Source organism: Pseudoteredinibacter isoporae (assembly GCF_011602085.1).
GTDB classification, from domain to species: domain Bacteria; phylum Pseudomonadota; class Gammaproteobacteria; order Pseudomonadales; family Cellvibrionaceae; genus Pseudoteredinibacter; species Pseudoteredinibacter isoporae.
On record NZ_JAAONY010000002.1, the window covers coordinates 1608523 to 1629846 of the forward strand.

The following is a 21324-nucleotide window of genomic DNA, read 5'->3' on the forward strand; positions in this document are numbered from 1 at the left end:
TTTAAATGAAGCACCCGGCATGGAATACCGGGCTGATCGCGAGCGATCTTAGAACTTCATTTCGATGCCGATGCCAGCGTAATCGTTGTCTTCGGTCAGGTTGTCAGCTTCTTCATGAGTGTAGAAGCCGTACAGCTTGGTTTTCTTGGACAGTTTGTAGTCCATGCCCAGGCTCCAGGTCTTACCGTCTTCTTTAACGATGTCAGACTGACCGTATTGCGCTTTCAGAGCAACAGTCTTGGAAGCTTTCAGCTTGGCAGAAACTACCCAGCCGTCACCGTCACGCAGAGAAGACGTACCAGCGTCCTGATCTTCCCACAACACACCCAACTGCAAAGAGCTCAGCTTGAACTGACCTACAGCACGAACAACATCAGCGCCTTCTTTTTCAACGTCCTGATCGTAAGCTACCGCCAGGTAAACGCCAGCGTCTTTGTCGTTATAAGCAACAGAAGAAGAAACACCGTTATCTACATCGTCGTCTTCAGAAGCAACGTAGGCGACTTTCGCCTGGATTGGGCCCCAAGACTTAGGCGTGGTGTACTGAACAGTGTTGCTGGTGCGATTGTCGCTCTTGGTGATGATGGATTTGATATCACCTTCCAGATCGTTGAACAGATCAACTTTCTTCTGAGCTTTTTTCAGGGGAGTATCGAACTTACCCGCGATAACCTGACCGAAACCACCTTCCAAACCAACGTAGATGTTACGCTGAGTGAAAGTCTGGCCACTCTTGTCGCCGTCATCGATTTGAGTTTCGTACTCAAACTTGTAGATAGCTTTCAGACCGTTACCCAGGTCTTCTTTGCCTTTGAAACCAATGCGAGATGCATTGCTTACTAATTCAGTGATGCGATCGCCACCCTCATCGGTAGACTGCAGAGAAACGTTGGCTTTACCGTAAACGGTTACGTCAGCAAACGCTGACATTGGCAGTACAGCAGCAATAGCCAGAGGCAAAAGTGCTTTTTTCATGGAGTAGTCCCCTATATCGATTATTTCAGCTATCTGTTCAAACGCTAGTTAACGCGCTTTTATATTTTTAAGCGCCATCTCAGTAATGGCACCCGGTACTTCAAAAACCACTTCCAGAGCCCACTTACCTATCATTTAAGCCCGCTATCGGCGTATGTGACAGAAACATTACAGTTTTTTTAAAGCCAGGCTCTGACGCAAAAAACGAATGCAGCTAATCTACCGGCGAAATATTTCAGTTATATGACCGTATGAAGGATTTGCGGCAGGATTTCAGATAAATTAAATCGTTAGGAAAATCAGAGGTTTATATAACGCGATCAATTTTCGATCAGGAAAGCGTCAGAAAAATGAACCGGTAAAGTGGCGCTCTTTTCATTTTAAAGAAATAAAGGACACGCCAAGCTGAAATAAATACACCGAGCCGCCACTGGTCGGGGAGAACGAAAAGAAAAGGCTTTTCACCCAGGCAAGGCAAGCTGATCAGGAAACAATCAGCTCAATAATGTCTCTTGCCCGGGATAATATTCGACTTAATAAAGAATCAATTTTGACAACATATCGCGCACCAATCCCAAACCGAAACTGAGAATCTGCTCGGGTTCCGGGTGCTGCATCTCTTCCGCTAATTGCAGCAGTACCTCTTTAAGAGAACGCTGGTCCTGTTCTGCCAAAAGCAAAAGCAGTCTAATCGTTACCGCATTGGATTGAATGAATTTAACGTCTTCATCCTGTCGATAGACCACCAGGAAAGTGTTTTGCTCTGGCGCTTCTTCAGGCTGAAAGTCAGGACCAATTTCATGCACAGGAAATTGATACGACAATGGCCAAGCCAATGGTGACAAACGCAGGCTTTGTTCCAATAAACTGGCATCATCCAAAGACTGCAGTTCCGTCGTATCAGGTTCCTTTTCTTCTGAAACATCCAGCGCCAGTTCCGTCCATTCGTAATGCGCCAGCTCCAGCATGAACATCGGATCATTCGGTCCCATTTCATATTCATTTTGCAGGAACTGAAGAAACTCCTGACTGATATGCAGAAAATACGGTGAATGACTTTCGTGCTGAATCACAAAAGTTCGCACCAGAGCCAACCAATGCTCATCACTGTAAAGATCCCGCAAAACCGGAAAGGCCCCGGAGATAAAGCCTTCAATATTATTGAAAATTAAGTCCTGATAGATCTTTAAACGACGACGTTCAATATCAGCGGGGCCAGCCACGTTGGCTGGGTCACGCAGGTGAGACGCCATAGAATGTTGCAGCTGCTGCAAATTCGATTTAGACATGCTGCGACACTCCAGGACTATTTTGCTCGGAAGCGGAAGCCGCTACAGCCTGAAGTTGTGCGTCCTTTTGGATCGCTTTGATCTTATCCACTTCCAGCATAAGTTCGTTCACCGGAGGAATATTGAAATCTCGTTCCAACAGCGTCGGCAAGACACCAAAGTTTTTATAGGCTCTGGCTAACAGAGTCCATACTGGATCAATCACATCGGCACCGTGGGTATCCACTTTCAGATCTTCCGCTTCGTCATAATGACCCGCGATATGGATATACTTGGCACGCTCGCCCGGTAATTGATCAAGGAACTGATGAGGATCGTAACCGTGGTTAATACTGTTTACGTAAATATTATTAACGTCCAGCAAGAGATCACAGTCGGCTTCCTCCAACACGGCGCGAATAAATTCAATTTCACTCATCTCCTGACCAGGCGCGCAATAGTAAGAGGCATTCTCCATCGCAATACGCTCACCAAGAATGTCCTGCACCTGGCGGATACGTTCAGCCGTGTAATGTACGGCCTCTTCCGTAAACGGAATCGGAAGCAAATCATACAAATGACCTTGCTCACTGCAATAGGTCAAATGCTCTGAATAATAGGGTACCTTATGCTCATCCATAAATTGGCGAATGGACTTTACCAAATCGACATCAACCGGGTCTGGAGAACCAATGGATAAGGATAAACCGTGACAAATAATTGGAAACCGCTCGCTGTATTCTTTGAATTGACGACCATAACGGCCACCAACACCGATCCAGTTTTCCGGTGCCACTTCCATAAATTGCACATCGTCCAACGTTAATGAACGTGCATCATCTAGCATACTGCGACGCAAACCGACGCCAACGCCTTGAACAGGAAACGTATCAGTTACTGGCATTGTTTTTCTCCTGAAATTCTGACTGGAAACTTCGCGCTTGAATCAGCGCTCGTCTATCACGTGCTAGATAATTTGATTTTGTTTTGTCATTTTTAGATACAAAAAACGCCGCGGTTGCGGCGCTTTTCGTGCGTTAAACACTCTCTAGGAATGAGTGTTTACACCAGCTTAGGCAGCACCACCGCACTTGCCTTCGCCACACTTACCTTCTTTAGAAGATTTTTTGTCGCCGCCGCATTTGCCTTCGCCGCACTTACCTTCTTTAGAAGCTTTCTTGTCGCCGCCGCATTTGCCTTCGCCACACTTACCTTCTTTGTGAGCTTTCTTGTCGCCGCCGCACTTGCCTTCGCCACATTTACCTTCTTTAGAAGCTTTCTTGTCGCCGCCGCACTTGCCTTCGCCGCACTTACCTTCTTTAGAAGCTTTTTTGTCGCCGCCGCACTTGCCTTCGCCGCACTTACCTTCTTTATCACCCTTTTTCTCGCCACATTTGCCTTCACCGCACTTGCCTTCCTGGTCGGCTGCTGCCAACTGGTAGCCACTGCTCAATTCAGTTGCGGCAAATGGGTTTTCACTCGCTGCCATGGTGCTCATGGAAGCAGATGCTAACATTGCCGCACCAACAGCCGCTGCGATAGGAGTCATTGTAGTTTTTTTAGACATATTTCATTTCCTCTGTTATGCGTAGTACTTACTGTCTAGTACTGTTATGCGACAAGCCGCATGTGATTGAAATTACACATCATTACTGGATAAAACAGCCCTGAAAGAGTAGAACAAATCCAGCATAAGTAAAAGCTTTTACAACGCCAAGTGACTTTATAACGACTTGAACTGCATTGCGATTGCAAAAACTTGCGATGTGAGAATTATGACTCAGTGCGGAGCGGGAAGTTGTCACAGTTTTATAACGTTGCACTAACGAATAGGGGAAAAACCCCTAACAAAGGCAGTCTATTTAAGAAAGTTCTTGTGAGGCCTCACTTTCAGGCGTCGATTAGAGCAAAAACCGGAGCAAGTGACACCCAATTCACTAAAAACATAAAGTGACAAAACTTAGGCAAACCCACAGATAGTGGGGCTCAAGGCTACTGGGTAACCTCAAGCCACAGTTTATTCAGGCGCTTGGCCGAGACGGGTACGCGAGTCTTCAAACTTTGCGCAAACAGGGAGATACGCAACTCTTCGAACAACCAACGATATTCCTGCCATTGCTGATCCTGACCGTACATGGCCGTGCCCAGTTTCTCCAGTCGCTCCTGATGTTGCTGCCAAAGCGGCTGCAATTCAGCGATATGCATACGATCACGTTGGACATTCAAGGGCGCTTTTTCCAGTCGCAGACTCATCGCCTTCAAATAACGCAGATAATCACCCATACGCTCCGCTCCATGCAGGTACAGGCAACCCGGATAAAACAAACCACCCAGTTGCTCATTGATATCGGCCGTTACGTAGGCCATGGTCAGCTGGGATTTGTGCTGTTTGAGGGTCTTTTTGACATCGACCAACGCCTTTAACACTCGCTCCAGCAAATGGGCGAGTTCATTGGTTTTATCGGTCAGTTGGGATTCTGCCTCGTTCAACCAGGAATTGAAGGCCTCTTCCTGCCTCGGCAATTCGGCTGGCAGCAGTTCGGCAAGCGCACTGAGCAAGAGATCATCAATCACCGCATCGCGAGAGCCCATATTGGCAACACTCAAACCGATATCTTTACCCTGCTTCAGAGTGTTCTTGTGCAGATATTTCACAGTGCTCGACATATTGAGCAACGCCAGGCGCAGGATGCCTTTGCGGCTCAGAACTTCAGCCTCCACAGGGTTATCTTGCAGGCGCAAAGCGGTTTCCTTGCCTTCATCGACCAACGCAGGATAAGCACGAATGCTGACACCCGCGCGCTTCAGATCGCAGCTTTTGGCCAATTCACCGAAATCCCACTGCTGGATTGAATCACGCTCGATACTGCTGCCGGCATCCGCCAAACGCTCCTGTACTTGGCCTTTGTAACGCTCGCGCAATTCAAGCAAGTCACGTCCCTGCTCGATCAGCTTGCCGCGCTCATCCTCGACTTTGATGTTGAGGCGGTAATAGGCATCCAAGGCGGCGCTGTTCCAGTCATCTTTTGGAACCTCCACTGCGGTATGGCGTTTCAGCTGTTCACCCAAAACATCGCTCAGAGGACGATTCTGAGGCTCCATGCCCATCAAGGCTTTATCAACAAAATTGGGCACTGGAACGAAATGTTTACGCATGGCTTTCGGCAAGTTTTTTACCAAAGCAATACATTTCTCACGCAACAAACCGGGTACCAACCAATCCAGACGCGCTTCCGGCACCAGATGCAGGGCACCCACAGGTACGTGCAAGCTCACGCCATCGTCAGGCGCCTTGGGATCAAAATGGTACGTCAGCAGAAAGCCCATGCCTTCCCAGTTCAGCTCATCGGGGAATTGCGCTTCGGTAATGCCTTCGGCGCTGTGCCTCATGATACTTTCACGAACCAGGAACAGGCATTCCGGTTGCTCGTTTTCAATGCCTTTTCGCCAATGTTCAAAGCCGGCCAGATTAACCACCGACGCGGGAATGCGCTGCTGGTAAAAATCGTAGATGACCTCATCATCCACCAGCAGATCCCGTCGACGACTTTTGGCTTCCAGCTCGTGCAATTCGCCGATCAAACGTTGATTGTGCTGATAGAATTTGGCTTTCTGCCCCTGAGCTTTTCGGTTTTGGGGATACTTACCTTCGACCAGTGCTTCGCGAATAAAAATATCGCGACTGAGTTTGGGATCAATCTGGCTGTAATTGACTCGCTGCTTCTCAACCAATACCAGGCCATACAAGCTGACCTTTTCGAAGGCCATAACCTGGCCACTGCGTCCGGCATAATGAGGCTCGGAATGACTGCGTTTCACCAGATGTTTCGCTGCGGCCAACACCCACTCGGGCTCAATTTTGGCGACTGTGTGGGCAAACAGCTGGGAGGTCTCAATCAGCTCAGCGGCGAGCAACCATTTCGGACGTTTTTTGTATTGCCCCGAGCCTGGAAAAATACTGAATCGACGATTTCGAGCACCAAGATAGGTACGCTCTTCATCGTGAAAACCGACGCGCCCGAGCAAACCACTGATCAATGCGCGATGGACATTTTCATAGCTCGCGGCCTGTTCACCATTACTCTTGAGCTTTAAATCTTTCACTGCTAAGCGCAGTTGATGATGAATATCTCGCCACTCACGCAATCTCAAGTAGGAAAGAAACTCTTTTTTACACTGCTTTCGCCATTGGTTCTGTGACAATTCCTGTCGTTGCTCTTCCGCGTACTTCCAGAGATTTATCAAACTGATAAAATCAGAATGTTCATCGGCAAATCTGCGGTGTTTTTCATCGGACTGCTGTTTTTTTTCTGCCGGGCGCTCACGGGGATCCTGAATAGACAAAGCACTGACGATGATCAGTACTTCTTCCAGGCAGTCCAAATTACCTGCCGCTAACACCATTCGAGCAAGACTCGGATCGACATTCAGCTTGGCAATCTGCCGCCCCATTGGGTTCAGTTTGCCCTTGCCATCTATGGCCTGCAATTCCTGCAGAAGTTTAAAGCCGTCGTTGATCAGTCGTGAGTCGGGCTTGTCCACAAATGGGAAATGTCGGACATCACCGATACGCATTTGCAACATCTGCAAGATAACGGCGGCAAGATTCGTTCGCAGAATTTCAGCATCGGTAAACTCCGGACGCGCCAGAAAATCCTCTTCGCTGTACAGACGAATACACAAACCTTCACTGACACGACCACATCGCCCTTTGCGCTGATTGGCACTGGCCTGGGAAACCGCTTCAATAGGCAGGCGCTGCACTTTGGTTTTGTAGCTGTATCGAGAAACGCGAGCCGTTCCAGGATCAATCACATAACGAATGCCCGGCACGGTAATCGACGTTTCAGCCACATTCGTGGCCAGCACAATTCGACGGCCTTTATGGTTTTGAAAAACCTTGTTTTGTTCAGCCAGGCTCAAGCGTGCGTATAAGGGCAAGACATCAAAATGGGGAATGTTGGCTTTGCGAATCGCCAGAGCGGCTTCTCGAATCTCGCGCTCACCGCTCATAAATACCAGGATATCCCCACCGCGCTTTTCGCCACTTCGCTCTATGGCCTGAATCTCTTCAATGGCTTCAATAATCGCGCTGTTTAAATCCAGGTCATCCACTTCCCGCTCGCCCATCGGGCGATACAAAACCTCCACCGGGAAAGTCCGGCCAGACACTTCGATCACGGGGGCTTCATTAAAGTGCTTGCTGAACCTCTCAACATCAATGGTCGCCGAGGTAATAATAACTTTCAGGTCCGGCCGTTTCGGTAAAATGGTTTTGATATAACCGAGCAGGAAATCAATATTGAGGCTGCGTTCATGGGCTTCATCAATAATCAGCGTATCGTATTTATTCAAAAAGCGATCATGTTGGATTTCGGCAAGCAAAATACCATCGGTCATCAGCTTGATGTAGGTTTCAGGGCCGGAGTGATCATTAAAGCGCACCTGATAACCCACTTTGTCACCCAGCGGGGTATGAAGCTCTTCAGCGATTCGATTCGCCACCGTACGCGCGGCGATTCGGCGGGGTTGAGTGTGGCCAATCAGACCCTTCACACCACGACCTAATTCGAGACAGATTTTAGGCAGTTGCGTGGTTTTACCAGAGCCGGTTTCACCGGCAATCACCACGACTTGGTGCTCAGCAATGGCCTTGGCGATATCGGCGCGCTTCTCGGCAATGGGCAGGTTTTCAGGAAATTCAATCGTAGGCACCGCGTCCTGACGTCGTTGACGTAATTCACAGGAAGCGAGCACGGCCTTCTGCAGTTTTTCCAGCCCCTGATCAATTGCTTTACCTTCGCCCAGGCGGGACTGTAAATCACGCAACTGCCGACGCAGGCGGTGCACATCACGCCCCATGGTATTAGGAAGCTGTTCAAAAAGGGATTGCAGCTCAGGATTCTGGCTGGGGGACTGACTCATAGCGGAAACTGGCAAAACGGGAAGTATACTACAGCTGCGCCCGCCAGCGCAGCTTGATGACACAACCGCCAAGCGGGCTTAAGCGACCCTTCGCCCGCAAAATTTGGTTGTTTAACGTTGAATTTTTACGAGCCGATGTCTACCAGCTGTAAGCCGCGCTCAAATACAAACCGCGCCCCTGCCCGACAAAGTAACGGTAGTTACCAAAAGCAAAATCTGCGCGCTCAGCATAATCACGATCAGTCAGATTCGTCATACGAGCCGCCAGTCGCCAACTGTCCCGCTGCCAGGCAAGACGCAAGTTCAGCAAAGAATGACCGCTATATTTATGGAGATTTTGAGGGTCCAGATAATAATCCCCCAAATAATGCCATTCCAACTCCGCCAACAACTGCTCATTGGCCTGCCAGCGCAAGCGGGTGTTCGCCTGCAAGTTAGGTGCGGTGTCGATATCATTGCCATCGATATCGCCCAGGCTGGGATCCGGGTTATTGTCGTAAAGATGTTCGGCCCAACTTGCAGCAACCGCCAATTGCCATTGTTCACTCAATGCATAATTGGCGTCCAACTCGATACCACGATGTTTGGTTTCACCCTCATCAATGTAAAAACCGTCGCCATCGCGGAAAATAAAATCGTCTTTCTGCATGGCGAACGCAGCAAGCTGCACGCTCATTTGCTCAGAGAAGTATCGCAGGCCCAATTCCAGATTTTGCAGGGATTCGGAATCCAGATCGGCTTGGATCTGACCTTTTTGCAATCGATACAACTCCGAATTTTGCGGTGCACGAAAGCTGTTTGCCAAGCGCACATAAGCGCTGAGCTGCTCGGTGAAATTCTGCTGTAAACCCAACTGATAACTGACATTGTCAAAGCTGTCTTCTCGGTCCGCCGGACGAGCATGGCGACAGGTTCTGACGTTGCCAAACAACGTACAAGGTGTGCCATCAACCTTTAAGGTGCCGTCGGTTGTGCGGTTATCATAATCGTATTCCAGACGCTCATAACGCAAACCGGCATCCAGCAAAGTCGATTCACTTAACTGCAAACGCCACTGGCTGAACAGCGCCAACATATTACTGTCGACTTGATAATCATAATGCAGGCCCGCTGGAATAGTGGCTCGCAAAAAGGCGCTGGGGCTGTCGGTTTCGTTTTCCTGAAACTCTCGCAACTCCATATCCGCCACTTCCAGTTCAGCTCCCAAGGTCCATTCGAGCGAATCGCTCAACGATTGGCGCCACTTGCCTTGTAAACCAAAGCTGCTTTGTTCATTTTCTTCCAAAGCTTGCCCGGGTAAAAAATGCTGAATGAATTCCATCTCACTGTGACGTGCATAAGGTGTGATGCTGAGGCTCGCATCTTCCCCGAATTCTCGACGCCACTCACTGCTCAAACGCCATGAACTGGCATCACGATACGCTTCGGGGTTGGGGTTGCTGCGCTTTAATGCAGGATTTTTAAAACTGTCTTTACCCAAAATAAACCCGGCAGTCTCTTGATTCAAATTACTCGCCGAAAACAGGGTTTTGGAAGACCATTGCTCCCCGGAAAAATCGTGTCGTAATGCCAACTTTTGCTGATCATAACCGGAGTCATCTTTATAGCCGCCGTCATGGCTGCCGCTAAAACGCAACTCGGTGGCGTGCTGGTCAGATTTGTGCCCAATGCGCAATTGGGCTCGACTGAAATCATCGGGGCCCGCTTCCAATTTTATCTCTCCGCCCTGCCTGGGTTCAGGAGACAACACATTAATCACACCGTGCAAAGCATTGCCGCCGTAGTAAACCGTACCCGGACCTTTAATAACTTCGATTGCGCCCGCTTGTTCGGTATTCAATTCAAACAGCTGGTTTACATTGCAAAAGCCACTGGGCCGACTGGCGATACCATCCTCCGCAATAAAGAACTCTCCGCAACTTCCGGCTCCAGTTAATACCGGTGATCGAAGCGAGGTCAGTTGCTCCTGACCATTACCACGACTGATCCAGGCGCCAGGCACTCTCGCCAACGCTTCGTTGAGATGCACGGCATCAATCAGTTTCAACTGCTCTTGATCAACCTGGCTCACCGTCAGAGGCAATTCTGAGACGGGGCGCGGTGTTTTTTCAGCCGTTACAATGATTTGCTCGATGTGCTCATTCTCGGCCTGAACCTGAGCAACAATCGCCAGAGATAAACCGGATAGCACAAAAACCCCTGAGGTTTTCAGTGTATTCAAAACGCGAGAACGTGAAAGAGAAAAAGGGTCTTTGCGAAATGTCGACATAGTATTGGACTTAGTGTTGATGATTATTATATTGGCAGGATTATTTGTATCCCCCTGCCAACATGCAAGCCACAATAGCAATCAGGCGTATTTAGTCAAATTTATAATTGGACATGAACCGCACGACTGGCGCGCAGCGCTTTCTCAACCGCCGACTCGGTATCCTTATCGCGAGCAAGGGCAACACCCATCCGGCGCTGACCGACAACCTCTGGCTTACCGAATAAACGAAAATCCGTTCCCGGCTCGGCCAGCGCCTGCTGCAGATTATGGAAGCGGCAATTTCGGGATTCACCTTCAACCAGCAATACCGCTGACGCCGATGGTCCGTAAAACTCGATGTCCGGAATCGGTAAACCCAGAATTGCCCGGGCGTGCAAGGCAAATTCAGACAGGTTCTGAGAGATCAAGGTCACCATACCGGTATCGTGAGGGCGCGGAGACACTTCACTGAAATAAACCTCATCGCCTTTAATAAACAGTTCAACACCAAAGATTCCCCAACCACCCAGAGCATCGGTGACCGCAGCAGCAACTTGCTTGGAGGCTGTGAGCGCCGCTTCCGACATTTGCTGGGGCTGCCAGGATTCGCGGTAATCGCCTCCTTCCTGTCGATGACCGATAGCGGGACAAAAACTGGTACCGCCACGATGACGCACGGTCAGCAAGGTAATCTCGTAATCAAAATCCACAAAGCCTTCCACGATGACACGACCCGCTCCAGCACGCCCACCTTCTTGGGCATAATCCCAAGCCGGGACAATATCGGCCTCTGTTTTCAGCAAGCTCTGGCCCTTACCAGAGGAACTCATGATCGGTTTCACTACACAGGGCAAACCGATTTCCTGAACCGCCGCCTGATAGGATTCCAGAGTATCGGCAAATCGAAAATCAGATGTTGGCAAACCCAGAGTTTCGGCCGCCAATCGGCGAATGCCTTCGCGATTCATCGTGAGCTGAGCCGCTTTGGCGGTAGGCACCACCGTAAATCCTTCGTTCTCCAGCTCCACCAATGTGTCAGTGGCGATGGCTTCAATTTCAGGGACAATATAATCCGGTTTTTCGAGTTCGATAACGCGACGCAGTTCAGCATCATCCAACATGGAAAAGCAATGGCTGCGATCGGCCACCTGCATGGCAGGCGCGTTGGGGTAGCGATCACAGGCGATGACCTCACAACCCAGGCGTTGCAATTCAATCGCAACTTCCTTTCCCAATTCACCACTGCCGCACAACAAAACTTTGGTGGCCGCGCTGGAAAACGGCGTGCCGAAAACCGTAGCACTTTGATTCGTCGAACTCATAAATGTCCCCGGGGAAATAACAACTTATAAAAATGGATTGAGCTTTTTGGCGCGCTCTTGCATAGCCTCATAGACGGCGCGCTTCTGGTCATTGTTGTAAGCACCCCAGCGACTGATTTCCTCGCCACTGCGGTAGCAACCGACACAGATATCCTCATCATTCAGCACACAGATGGAAACACAAGGGGAAGGTAATGGCGTTTCCGTTTCACTGATAATGTTAACCATCAGTCAATCGGCTCCAACTGTTCATTAAAACGCTCCAGATTATCCACATAAACCTGTGCATTGAGCTTCAGGAATTCTGCGGTTGCATCATCAATTTGCTTAACTACTTTCGCCGGAGAACCCAGCACCATGGAGTTGTCCGGAATTTCTGTACCCTCGGTCACCAAAGCATTTGCACCAATGATGCAGTTTTTGCCGATAACCACTCGGTTGAGTACTACGGCACCAATGCCAATCAGGCTGTTATCGCCGACCTCACATCCATGGAGCATCACATTGTGACCCACAATAACACCCTTGCCCAAGGTCAGCTTTACGCCCGGGTCAGTGTGCAAAACCGCGCCATCCTGAACATTGCTGTTTTCACCAATGGTGATTGTGTCATTGTCACCACGCAGCACGGCGTTAAACCAGATACTGCTGTTGTTTTCTAGAATCACATCACCAATGACATCGGCGCTGTCAGCAATAAAATGCTTCTCGCCGCGCAGTTGGGGGGCCTTATCGCCTAATCGATATTTCATGGTTTTTTTATCCGCTGCTTCAGGTCAATCACGGCTGCATTATGAGGCTTTCCACTTTCCAGCACCACAGATTGAGCATTTACTGAACAAATAACCATTATTCACTGATGAAAAATTGCCCATGGACGATCGCCAAAGGCTTCTTTAAGCTGCGACGGTTTGCCACAGCCCCACAAGAACACTGCTGTGATGTAATTTATAAAAACAAGGGGATAAGGATGGGACAAAGAGCACTTCAGAGTTTTATGCGTCGCTGGCATCGCCGCTTAGCCATTGTGATCGGCCTGCAGTTTTTGGCCTGGACATTGGGCGGGGCCTACTTCGCCTGGTTTCATATTGATAATGTTCGCGGCCAGTACGAGCGCAAAGCTGGCCCATCAAAAATCCCCCTGAATCAGAGTGCTCTTGGCGACAAACCCTTATTAACTATTTCGGAACTCAGCCCGGCGGTGAAACTGGACGCAATTCATTCTGTAGAATTGATCAACTGGCGGGGCCAATGGGCTTACTGGTTCAAACAGGACAGGAATCAAAGTCAGTTGATCCATGCCCAGACCGGTGCCTTACTGAGCCCAATCGATGAGACAGCGGCCATCGCCATTGCCCAGGAAGATTTCGCCCATGACAGCCCGGTACTGGAGGTGAATCGCCTGAGCGAGCACAACGGCGAGTACAAAGGCCCGCTGCCGGCCTACCAGGTAAAATTCGATCATCCCAAAAACAGTCATTTATATGTACATGAAAACAGCGGTCGGGTTACCGCCAGGCGTAATTGGGTGTGGCGGGGCTTCGACTTCTTATGGATGCTGCACATCCTGGATTTTAACGAGCGTGAGAACTTCAATAACTGGGCACTCAGGGTACTGTCTATTTTGGGATTGATCACCCTCTTTTCCGGCTATGGATTATGGTTTCTAACCTCACTTCGCTGGCGCAGTCTGCGCATGAGAATTCTCGGTCCATAGGCTGGTGAGGCTGAACAGTAGAAGAGGCACAGAACGCTGAGAATGAAGGCCTTGCCTCAGGCGAAGATCTTGACCGGAGCCTGGCTTTCTTCACCCAGGCCTGCATTCAAGGTTTGATTCAGAAAGTTCGCAAGAATGCCGGCGGTAAATCCCCAGATTTCAAAACCTTCGTAATGCCAGACCGGCGCCCAGAAGCGCCCCATGGAACCTTCAAAAATATCTGTGCGGCTGCGGTTGCTATCATCAAGGAAATAACTCACCGGCACATTGAAGATCGCATCCAGCTCATCGAAGTTGGGCTCAAGTTGCAAATCTTTCGGAACCACCCCCACAAATGGGGTCACGTGAATACCAAAACGGGTTTCTGCGGAAGGTAAACTAGCCAGCACTTCAACGTGTTCGGGCGGCAAACCGATTTCTTCATGGCTTTCCCGCAACGCGGTTTCCATCAAACTCTTATCGGTTTCGTCCCATTTTCCACCGGGAAAAGCGACCTGTCCTGAGTGACTGTTGAGATGCTCTGCGCGTTTGGTTAAAACGATTTCCGGCTCACTGGGGTGGTCAGTAAGCGCCAACAAGACTGCCGCTTGTCGGTTAGTTGTCCCCGTTTCCTGGCTGATGGGGCTCTGTTCAAGGCCAGAGCGCAGGCGCTTAAGCATAGTGTCCTCATGGATGAAATACTGTATTTGAGTATAAACCCATTTACCTGAATATGCTCTAAATCCGCATGATTTCGGGCTTCGAGACAAAATTCTGTGAAATTACCGCAGGTCGGAACAGGGATTTTTTCCCTTACGCCTTAGTTCAAAATGACTGAAAATCAACTAAGGGAGACATATTTTTATAAAAAGAAGATATAGGCGCCAGGCTACACAGCCCAAAATGGCCTTGCTACCATGCAGCCAGCGTCAAAAAAACAACAATATCAAAAACACCCAAGACCATTGGTTTGCAAGCGCGATTTTTTGACGGGGTACGAGCGATCTGCAAACGCTTAGCACAGGAGTTAGCTTATGAGTAGCCATACGAATACAGCGAGCACGGAGCTCAGCTTCGACGAATTGAAAGATCTGGCCGTTAACGACCCTGCCGCGTTTGAGGCCTATCGCAGCAGCCAGATTGAAGCCGCTATCAGCAATGCGCCCAGCCACATGCAGCGTCGCCTGCGAGGCATTCAATTCCAGGTCGATGCACAGCGTGAACTGCACAACAACCCAATGGGTTCCTGCGTCAAGGTGTACGAAATGATGCAGAAATCTCTGGGTGAACTGAGCCAGGTATTGAACGAGCAAACTGGCAAGGTTGAAATCAGTCCGGCACCCACGGTAGAAAACGCCAAGGTACTGAGCTTTACCCGTTAATTCCCGTTTCAAAATGGTGATCGGGCCTTCCCCGATCACCAGATCAACACTCCCCCCGCCCAATATTCGCCCCTTTCAACCCTAAACTTGGCTCCACTCTTCGGTATAATCTCCCCAGTTGAATGTTAGAGAGCCTGTTATGAATTATTGCAGCCACTGCGGCGAAAAAGTCACTTTGATTGTTCCACCCGGGGACGATCGCGAACGCTATGTCTGCAGCAGTTGTGAAACCATTCACTACAGCAACCCACGTATTATTGCGGGCTGTTTGCCCATTCACGAAGATAAAGTACTGCTCTGCCGCCGAGCCATCGAGCCGCGTTATGACAAATGGACACTGCCCGCGGGCTTTATGGAAAACGGAGAAACCACCGAAGAAGGCGCACTCAGAGAAGCCTGGGAAGAAGCCCGCGCGAAGATCGACGTCGAAGGTTTGTACACCTTATTCAGCCTGCCCCAGATTAATCAGGTGCATCTGTTTTATCGCGGTCATTTAAGCGCACTGGATTTTGAACCCGGCCCGGAATCTCTGGAAGTTCGATTGTTCACCGAAGAAGAAATACCCTGGGACGATCTCGCCTTTATGGTGGTGGGAAAAACCCTCAAACATTACTTTGCTGACCGCCAAAGCGGTCACTTTCCAATGCGTAGCGAGGATCTGGTTCATCCCAAAGGGCGAGACTGGAAACCACCCAAACCCGCGCGTTATACCCTGGGTAACACCGGTCCGGTCGACGAACCAGGCGATAAAAAAAGCTGAGCTAGATATCGAGCAGAGCCATCACATCATAGGCCGGCTCTTCATAAGGATGGGCAGCCCTTAATGCCGCCACCACGGCTTGGATTTTTGTCGCTTTACACAACACCTCAACCTTGTACTCAAGCACCTCGCTGAGTTCATTGGCCTGGCCTATGAATGGCACAGCCCGAGCATTCGGTCGAAACTGCCCTTGCCCCGGAGTTTGCCAGCAACAGTGCTCATAATCCCCCTGTTGTCCGGCACCCGCTTCAAATATCGCGTCTTTCACCGCACTGAGATGAGTCTCGGGCACATAAAAACTGAGTTTATAGTTCTCGCTCATAAAGATTCCGTCAATTGTGCTGAACATTGGCCGGGCGATGGCTCGCCTGCATTGGCTGTTATATCATAGGCGGCCTTTTGATCGAGTCCTAAGCCCCATGTTGTTATTTGTCGATGAATTGACCAATGTCGATTTCAGTTTCCTTCACCCTGATCGCGGCCTTTTAGGCGAAACCTGGCTAGCCAGTACTGAGCTGGATGGCGCCCTCGACGAACAGGGCATGGTCTGTGATTTTGGCATCGTCAAGAAAACCCTGCGCAACTGGCTGGATGAGACCCTCGATCACTGCCTGCTGGTCCCCCGTCACAGCCCGAAGCTGACCTTGTTGGAAGAAGACGAATACATCAGCTTGCGCTGGCGTTTTGGCGATCAGGAATTGAGCTGTCGCTCGCCAGCCCAGGCGATTACCTTGATCGACGCCACAGAGATCAATGCTGAAAGTGTCGCTGAATGGAGTATCCAACAGCTGCGAGCCCTGCTGCCCAATACCATTGAACGCTTGAGCCTGGATTTCAGCACGGAAGCTTTGGGAGACGACGCCTTTTACCACTACAGCCATGGCCTTAAAAAGCACGCCGGCAATTGCCAGCGTATCGCCCATGGACACCGCTCCCGTATTCAGATTTGGCGAAACGGGATACGCGATAAATCCCTGGAACAGTCGTGGGCCCAGCGTTGGTACGATATCTATTTGGGCAGTGACTTTGATCTGAGCGGAGACCAGAACGGGCAACTCAGTTTTGCCTACCAGAGCGACCAGGGCCACTTTGACATTTCCCTACCCGCCAAATGCTGCGAGCTTCTGCCCACCGACACCACGGTCGAATGGATCGCCTGCTATATCGCCGGGCAACTGCAAAAAGCCGAACCTGATGCCAGCTTTAAAGTGCGCGCCTTTGAGGGCATCGGTAAGGGTGCCGTCTATCAAGTATAAGCCCGCCGGTGAAAACACGCTGCGTGACGGACTGCGACGAAAGTCGCAGTGCCAGACAATAAAAACAAAGAGTTCCAAATTATGAGCGAATTGAGCGATTCCAGAGAAGAGACCATTATCAGCAGCGACGACAGTCGCACCCCCAGTCTGTTAGATGCCATCATTCCCGCCGTTGTCCTGATGTGCCTGTTATCGGCCTCTGTATATTTTTACGGTGACAACTCCTCCGGTGGTGCCAACCAAATGGCCCTTATTTTGACCGCCGCGGTGGCCGCCATCATTGGCATCAAGAACGGTTTTAGCTGGGATGAAATCGAAGACGGTATTAAATCGGGCATTGTCATTGCCCTGAAGGCGATTATGATCTTGTTTTCGGTGGGCAGCCTGATCGGCGCCTGGATCATGTCGGGCACCGTGCCATCAATGATTTACTACGCGGTGCAGCTGCTCGACCCTTCCTGGTTTTACCCGGCAGCCTGTTTGATCTGCGCCATCGTGGCCCTGTGTATTGGCAGCTCCTGGACGGTTGCCGGTACAATCGGCATCGGCTTCATTGGCGCCGCCACGGTTCTCGACCTGTCTCTGGCTGCGACAGCTGGTGCGGTTATCTCCGGTGCGTACTTCGGCGATAAAATGTCCCCCCTGTCAGACACTACTAATCTGGCCTCTGCCGCCGCCAACACCGATTTGTTCACCCACATCCGTCATATGATGTGGACCACAACACCGAGTTTTGTCATTGCCTTGATTCTGTTCACCTGGGTGGGTATTCAGCACAGCAGCAGTGGTGAACTCGATACTTTGAACAACACCCTTCAGGCCCTACAGGGCCAATTCGACATCGGCATCTACCTGCTGCTGCCCTTGGTAGTGGTTTTTGTGATGGCTTATAAGCAGTTCCCGGTACTGCCGAGCATCTGGACGGGCATTATGCTTGGCCTTATCTTCGCCGTGATCTTCCAAACCAAGAGCGTGATTGCTATGGGTGCCACCGAAGATTTGGGCAGCGCACTGCAAATGGTCAAGGGCAGCTGGACCGTATTGTTCGATGGTTATAAATCTGGAACCGGTGACAGCAATATTGACGACCTGCTGACCCGCGGTGGCATGAGCTCCATGCTCAATACGGTTTGGTTGATTATTTGCGCCATGATCTTCTCCGCCATTATGGAAAAGACCGGCATCCTGGCCCGTCTGGTCAGCGGTTTGATCAACCTGGCCTCCAGCACCGGCAGCCTGATCTTTACCACCGTCTGTACCGGCATTGGCGTCAACCTGGTGTCTTCGGATCAATACATCGCCGTGGTGATCCCTGGCCGCATGTATCAACTGGAATTTGAAAAGCGCGGTCTGGCGCCGCAGAACCTGTCTCGCGCCATCGAAGACAGTGCCACCATCACGTCTCCTCTAGTGCCCTGGAATACCTGTGGTGTATTTATGGCCGGCACTCTGGGGGTAGCAACATTCGCCTATCTGCCTTTCTGTTTCTTTAACTTGATCAGCCCCTTGATGACCACCCTGTACGGTTTCACTAACTTCAAGATCACCCCGCTTGAAGAGGCTCAAACCCAATCCTGAACCCAAGCTGTTCCAATCAACAAAAAAGCCGCTGAGACAGCGGCTTTTTTGTTTTTACAAAGCGTCTCTTGAGCCCCCTTATCCCAGCATGGCTCCTTGATAAACTTCTGGTTTTATCCCCATCACTTGTTGACCCATATCAATACCCCCAGGCCTCACAGGCCGATAATAAAAACAAACAAAGAGCTTTCTTTTTTACCCACTAGCTGAGGACATATGATGAATATTGAGAAGCACGATCTGGTTCACGAGCTGCCTGAATTCCGCGAGCAAATTCATAACTTAAAAATGAACGATCGTCACTTTGCCAAACTGTTCAAGGAGTACCACGAGTTGGATCACAATGTTCGCAATCTGGAGCAGAACGACTCGCCTACTACCGACGAGCATATGGAAGAGCTGAAAAAGCAGCGCCTGCACCTGAAAGACGAAATGTTTTCCATGCTGCAAAAAGCCTGATTTCCCCTAGGGGCTTTCTGTTTAACAGTCAGCCCTACCGGCCGGGGTTAGCCCCGGCCACCCCTTCTTTCTCTCCCTATTACCGGCCTCGTCCCGGAAATTCTGGCAACTGCCTAGAGTTCTGGTAGAATCCCCTTTCTAGAAATCCCGCCCATTTGCCTTTGGCGCTTCTAGAGCTGAACCGGCAGCTGCCGACCCCATTTATTTTTGATTTAGCTAGCAATGCACAGGACAACGCCATGAGTCTTGCCGATAAAGTATTGGCCGTAAATAACGACCTTCCTATCCGTACCGATGCCCCTGTACACAGCGGTAAAGTTCGCTCTGTATACTGGTTAACCGAAGCCGACAGCCGTCGTCTGATTGAAGAAAAAGGCTACGATGTAGCGCCTGACTCGCCATTGGCGATCATGGTGATCAGCGACCGGATTTCAGCATTTGAATGTGTATGGCACGGTGAAGGCGGCATGAACGGCGTACCTGGCAAAGGTGCCGCGCTGAACGCGATTTCCAATCACTGGTTCAAACTGTTTAAAGAGCAAGGCCTGGCTGATAGCCACATTCTCGACATTCCACACCCCTTTGTTTGGATTGTACAAAAAGCCAAGCCGGTAATGATTGAAGCCATTTGTCGTCAGTACATTACGGGCTCTATGTGGCGCAGCTACGACAAAGGCGAGCGCGAGTTCTGTGGCATCCAGATTGCCGACGACCTGCAAAAAGACAGCAAACTGCCCGAGCTGTTAATCACACCATCCACAAAAGGTATCCTGAAGGGCATACCCGGTGTACCTGAGCAGGACGATGTGAACATTACCCGCCAGAACATCGATGACAATGTTGAAGCGTTTAACTTCAAGGGCAAAGATGACATCGATCTTTACGAAAAGCTGTTGCGTGAAGGTTTTGATGTAATCAGCGCCGAGCTGGAAAAACTGGATCAAATTTTTGTCGATACCAAATTCGAGTTTGGCTATGTCGCGGACAAAGACGGTCAGGAAAAACTGATCTATATGGATGAAGTCGGAACACCGGATTCTTCCCGTATCTGGGACGGCCCTTCCTATCGTGACGGTAAAGTGGTTGAAAACTCCAAAGAAGAATTCCGTCAGCTGCTGCTGAACCATTTCCCGGACCCTGACATTCTGCTAAACAAAGATCGTATGGATGAGCGCTCTGCTCTGGCACGTGACAACGCACTGCCTGAAGCAATTTTGATGCAGGTGTCTGAAACTTATCGAGGCATCGCCGAGAAAATTACCGGTGAAAAGATTGAGCTATCGGCCAATCCAAAAGCGGAGATTATCGAAATCCTGCGCAATGACTACGGTTTGATTGACGCCTAACCGCAGATTGAATTCAGCTGGCGCTATAAACCATAGCGCCAGCTTTCCCTTCCCCACCTTGTCTCTTCACGAACGCTTAGCCAGCTCATAACTGGTTTCAGCTTCCATGTTCAACATGATTTTGATGAGTTCGGGCCTCATTCAATAGCGCTTGGGTGCAGGTAAATATCCACAGGCTCACTGGCAGCAATAAATCCGCTGTAGATGGATTCCCAGCCCATCACCGCACTCAGCAAAGCAAAAACAAAGGCGGTAAGTGCAAGCCAAAGTGCAGAATTGGATGCGGCCTGCCAACGCATTTCCCGCAAAGGGTGTCGGCTCAATGCTGCAAACATGTTCGCGGCCAGCATTGCCCCAAGCGATGCCAGGCAGGCGCCGGAGAACAATGCAGTTAAACCTGTAATCTGAACAAAGCGACCATTCTCCACCCCGCTGAAGGTGGGCACAATCAGCTCTGCTGCCAACATTGCAAACACTCCGTAGCCCACAAAACCCAGGGAAAGTACCAGTAGCACCAAGCGAACTAACAACATAATTGAGTCACATTTTTTAACTTACTCTATTACTGAGGGCAAAAAAGTGCTTTTCAAGAGCGTGACATAGCGAATAAAACGCTTGATGTACGACAAGCGTCGTACTAAGATTCATTAAATACGACAAACATCGTAATAAAGCTCGAACGATTAACACTCAGCGACCTCATATTATGAATGACAATATTAAAGTGACTGAACTGGAACTGCGCATATTTCAGTGCATTTGGCAGCTGGATAATCTGGCGACAGTCAACAGCATTATTGAGCACTGGCCCGACGCCGACGCACCCGGCTACACCACCGTTTTGAAAACCCTGCAAAAAATGGAAAGCAAGTCTCTGGTCGATCATCAAAAGCAAGGAAAACAACACGCCTACTTCTCATTGGTAAACCGAGAAGAAGTTACCGCCGGAAGGCTCGGCACCATCATCAAACGCCTCTTTTCGGGAAACAAATTGTCCTTTGCCGAATATTTTCTGCAAGAAAATGAATTCAGCCAAAGCGAGCTGGATGAACTGAAAGCGCTGATCGAAGAGAAAGAAGGTGGCCGTAAAAACGGTCACAAGTAAT

General features: G+C 49.9%; 20 protein-coding genes. 8 read left to right on the forward strand and 12 right to left on the reverse strand.

Going from position 1 to position 21324, the window contains the following annotated elements:
• Positions 1-48 precede the first annotated feature (48 nt).
• The 9 genes from G8768_RS15510 to G8768_RS15550 form a co-directional block, all read right to left on the reverse strand.
• Entirely contained in the window at positions 49-975 is a 927-nt protein-coding gene (locus G8768_RS15510) for a porin (RefSeq protein WP_166845100.1), read from the reverse strand.
• A gap of 533 nt (positions 976-1508) precedes the next feature.
• Positions 1509-2264, reverse strand: a complete 756-nt coding sequence (locus G8768_RS15515; protein ID WP_166845098.1) for an HvfC family RiPP maturation protein — start codon at positions 2262-2264, stop codon at positions 1509-1511.
• Positions 2257-3147, reverse strand: coding sequence for an HvfB family MNIO-type RiPP peptide maturase (locus tag G8768_RS15520; protein ID WP_166845096.1), 891 nt, complete (start codon positions 3145-3147; stop codon positions 2257-2259). The genes G8768_RS15515 and G8768_RS15520 overlap by 8 nt, the downstream gene beginning before the upstream one ends.
• Before the next feature lie 168 nt (positions 3148-3315).
• A complete protein-coding gene (locus G8768_RS15525) occupies positions 3316-3810 on the reverse strand; it encodes an HvfA family oxazolone/thioamide-modified RiPP metallophore (protein WP_208020189.1) in 495 nt (164 codons plus the stop codon).
• A gap of 425 nt (positions 3811-4235) precedes the next feature.
• Complete coding sequence (gene hrpA, locus G8768_RS15530; RefSeq protein ID WP_166845094.1) at positions 4236-8168, reverse strand: ATP-dependent RNA helicase HrpA; 3933 nt, start codon at positions 8166-8168, stop codon at positions 4236-4238.
• A gap of 139 nt (positions 8169-8307) precedes the next feature.
• Positions 8308-10437: a TonB-dependent receptor gene (locus tag G8768_RS15535; protein WP_166845092.1), complete on the reverse strand. Its 2130-nt coding sequence runs from the start codon at positions 10435-10437 to the stop codon at positions 8308-8310.
• Between the two features lie 101 nt (positions 10438-10538).
• Positions 10539-11741, reverse strand: coding sequence for a formate-dependent phosphoribosylglycinamide formyltransferase (purT, locus tag G8768_RS15540; protein ID WP_166845090.1), 1203 nt, complete (start codon positions 11739-11741; stop codon positions 10539-10541).
• Positions 11742-11765: 24 nt separating this feature from the next.
• Entirely contained in the window at positions 11766-11969 is a 204-nt protein-coding gene (locus G8768_RS15545; RefSeq protein ID WP_166845088.1) for a DUF1289 domain-containing protein, read from the reverse strand.
• Positions 11969-12493: a gamma carbonic anhydrase family protein gene (locus G8768_RS15550; RefSeq protein ID WP_166845085.1), complete on the reverse strand. Its 525-nt coding sequence runs from the start codon at positions 12491-12493 to the stop codon at positions 11969-11971. Before G8768_RS15550 ends, G8768_RS15545 begins: the two co-directional genes overlap by 1 nt.
• A gap of 218 nt (positions 12494-12711) precedes the next feature.
• Between G8768_RS15550 and G8768_RS15555 the strand changes: the two genes are divergently transcribed.
• Positions 12712-13458 carry a hypothetical protein gene (locus tag G8768_RS15555; protein ID WP_166845083.1) on the forward strand — a complete coding sequence of 249 codons (747 nt, stop codon included), beginning with the start codon at positions 12712-12714 and terminating at the stop codon, positions 13456-13458.
• Between the two features lie 56 nt (positions 13459-13514).
• On the opposite strand, the gene G8768_RS15560 is transcribed toward G8768_RS15555, so the two are convergent.
• Positions 13515-14117 (reverse strand): CoA pyrophosphatase, encoded by a 603-nt coding sequence (locus tag G8768_RS15560; RefSeq protein ID WP_166845081.1) that lies wholly within the window; start codon positions 14115-14117, stop codon positions 13515-13517.
• A 354-nt stretch (positions 14118-14471) separates the two neighbouring features.
• On the opposite strand from G8768_RS15560, the gene G8768_RS15565 reads away from it, so the two are divergent.
• Together G8768_RS15565 and G8768_RS15570 are read left to right on the forward strand one after the other, a co-directional pair.
• The gene (locus G8768_RS15565) at positions 14472-14819 is read left to right on the forward strand and encodes a DUF3135 domain-containing protein (protein ID WP_166845079.1); all 348 of its coding nucleotides are present in this window, start codon (positions 14472-14474) and stop codon (positions 14817-14819) included.
• 139 nt (positions 14820-14958) lie between these two features.
• On the forward strand, positions 14959-15579 hold the full coding sequence (locus tag G8768_RS15570; protein ID WP_166845076.1) for an NUDIX hydrolase: 621 nt from the start codon (positions 14959-14961) through the stop codon (positions 15577-15579).
• 1 nt (position 15580) lies between these two features.
• On the opposite strand, the gene G8768_RS15575 is transcribed toward G8768_RS15570, so the two are convergent.
• Positions 15581-15901, reverse strand: a complete 321-nt coding sequence (locus G8768_RS15575) for a YqfO family protein (protein ID WP_166845074.1) — start codon at positions 15899-15901, stop codon at positions 15581-15583.
• A 97-nt stretch (positions 15902-15998) separates the two neighbouring features.
• On the opposite strand from G8768_RS15575, the gene G8768_RS15580 reads away from it, so the two are divergent.
• The 4 genes from G8768_RS15580 (at position 15999) to G8768_RS15595 (ending at position 20218) form a co-directional block, all read left to right on the forward strand.
• Complete coding sequence (locus G8768_RS15580; RefSeq protein ID WP_166845072.1) at positions 15999-16835, forward strand: 6-carboxytetrahydropterin synthase; 837 nt, start codon at positions 15999-16001, stop codon at positions 16833-16835.
• A gap of 81 nt (positions 16836-16916) precedes the next feature.
• Positions 16917-18413, forward strand: a complete 1497-nt coding sequence (gene nhaC, locus G8768_RS15585) for a Na+/H+ antiporter NhaC (protein ID WP_184679387.1) — start codon at positions 16917-16919, stop codon at positions 18411-18413.
• A gap of 219 nt (positions 18414-18632) precedes the next feature.
• Positions 18633-18872, forward strand: coding sequence for an HP1242/YdcH family protein (locus G8768_RS15590; protein WP_166845070.1), 240 nt, complete (start codon positions 18633-18635; stop codon positions 18870-18872).
• Between the two features lie 239 nt (positions 18873-19111).
• Positions 19112-20218, forward strand: coding sequence for a phosphoribosylaminoimidazolesuccinocarboxamide synthase (locus G8768_RS15595; protein ID WP_166845068.1), 1107 nt, complete (start codon positions 19112-19114; stop codon positions 20216-20218).
• Positions 20219-20355: 137 nt separating this feature from the next.
• Here G8768_RS15595 and G8768_RS15600 read toward each other — a convergent pair whose 3' ends face one another.
• Complete coding sequence (locus G8768_RS15600; protein ID WP_166845065.1) at positions 20356-20751, reverse strand: hypothetical protein; 396 nt, start codon at positions 20749-20751, stop codon at positions 20356-20358.
• Between the two features lie 173 nt (positions 20752-20924).
• On the opposite strand from G8768_RS15600, the gene G8768_RS15605 reads away from it, so the two are divergent.
• Positions 20925-21323: a BlaI/MecI/CopY family transcriptional regulator gene (locus G8768_RS15605; RefSeq protein WP_166845063.1), complete on the forward strand. Its 399-nt coding sequence runs from the start codon at positions 20925-20927 to the stop codon at positions 21321-21323.
• Position 21324 lies beyond the last annotated feature (1 nt).